Below are 1,169 nucleotides of genomic sequence, written 5' to 3'. Positions count from 1 at the left end.
GGAAGGTCTGAAATAGCCCTCCCCATTCGCGACAGACCTGCTCGGCAGGCCAAAATCGGGCTACTTCATCCCCCTGGACTCAGTTTCCTGCCCCCGAAGAGCATTTGCCGGGGGCTTCCCCTGCATTACACGCGCACCTCTCCTGCGAGTAAGCGCTTTCGCATCATCCACAGATTCGACAGGGCGAACAGCGTGACCAACTGGGCCGTGTTCTTCGCCAGCCCGCGGAAACGTACCTTGGTGTAGCCGAACTGGCGCTTGATCACCCGGAATGGATGCTCGACCTTGGCCCGCGTCTGAGCCTTGGTCTTCTCGATCTGGCGAATCACACGCCCAAGCAGGCTGCGCTTGCCGAGCGATTTGTAGGTGCTACGACGAGCGGCAACCGACCAGATAACCTTGCGGCCCGCGTGCTCGGGGCGCTTTTCGACACCGGTATAACCCGCGTCAGCACAGACATACGTCTCTTCGCCGTGCAGCAGCTTGTCGACCTGCGTGACATCGGCCACGTTGGCCGCCGTGCCGATGACGCGGTGTACCAGTCCCGAGTCGTCGTCGACGCCGATGTGCGCCTTCATGCCGAAGTAGTACTGGTTGCCCTTCTTGGTCTGGTGCATCTCCGGATCACGCTTGCCATCCTTGTTCTTGGTCGAGCTGGGGGCATGAATGATGGTCGCATCGACGATGCTGCCCTGGCGCAGGAGCAGGCCGCGCTCGCCCAGGTAGCCATTGATGACTTCCAGAATCCCGCTGGCCAGCGCGTGTTTCTCCAGCAGGCGACGGAAGTTGAGGATGGTGGTTTCGTCCGGGATCCGATCCAGGTGCAGTCCGGCGAAGTGACGCAGGATCGTCACCTCATAGAGGGCCTCCTCCATCGCCGGATCGCTGTAGCCGAACCAGTTCTGCATGAGGTGCACCCGCAGCATGGCGGCTAGCGGGTAGGCCGGACGCCCACCTTCGCCTCTCGGGTAGTGCGGCTCGATCAGCGCCATCAGCGCCTGCCACGGCACAACCTGATCCATCTCGATCAGGAAGCGCTCACGGCGGGTCTGTTTGCGTTTGCCGGCGTACTCCGCATCGGCGAAGGACAGTTGCTTCATGCAAGGGGGGCTCCAGAGGGACTGGCGGCTATTTCACCAGATCGGGAAGTGTTTTTCAGACCTTCCCTA

1 protein-coding gene is annotated in these 1,169 nt (G+C 61.6%); it reads right to left on the bottom strand.

Features of this window, described 5'->3' with window-relative positions; all coding sequences use genetic code 11:
• Positions 1–125: 125 nt before the first annotated feature.
• Positions 126–1,100 carry an IS5 family transposase gene (locus tag KRX52_RS19620; RefSeq protein ID WP_217683418.1) on the bottom strand — a complete coding sequence of 325 codons (975 nt, stop codon included), beginning with the start codon at positions 1,098–1,100 and terminating at the stop codon, positions 126–128.
• Positions 1,101–1,169 lie beyond the last annotated feature (69 nt).

The sequence above is a fragment of the Geopseudomonas aromaticivorans genome (assembly GCF_019097855.1).
In the GTDB taxonomy this organism is placed as follows: domain Bacteria; phylum Pseudomonadota; class Gammaproteobacteria; order Pseudomonadales; family Pseudomonadaceae; genus Geopseudomonas; species Geopseudomonas aromaticivorans.
The sequence above is the reverse complement of the archived record's forward strand: the minus strand, read 5'-3'. Positions and strand labels throughout refer to the sequence as shown.